The following is a 248-nucleotide window of genomic DNA, read 5'->3' on the forward strand; positions in this document are numbered from 1 at the left end:
GCCGGCAACGATCGCCTGCAATGCCTGCACACCCGGCAGGAACAGCGGGTAGTTTCCGGGTCCCAGAATCAGAACCACACCGAGCGGCACGCGCTCGACGGTCGCCTCCACATGCCGCTGAAAAAAAAGGACGGCTGCGAGAAGAGAGCCGATGAGGTCGCAGGATGGAGAGCGCCTCCCGCTCCAGGAAGCGGCATGCGTCGGCTAAAGGCAGCACCTCTGCGGCGAGTGTGTCGGCCAGTGTGCGA

The 248-nt window shown here is 64.5% G+C and carries 1 protein-coding gene; it reads right to left on the minus strand.

Annotated elements, in window-relative coordinates; translation table 11 throughout:
• Positions 1-111: aldehyde dehydrogenase family protein (locus AC5IJH_RS18600; RefSeq protein ID WP_491904302.1), on the minus strand; the 111-nt coding region annotated here is incomplete at its 3' end.
• Positions 112-248 lie beyond the last annotated feature (137 nt).

It is taken from the genome of Candidatus Dedyshia acidiphila (genome assembly GCF_051025295.1).
Classification (GTDB): Bacteria; Acidobacteriota; Terriglobia; order Terriglobales; family Acidobacteriaceae; genus KBS-83.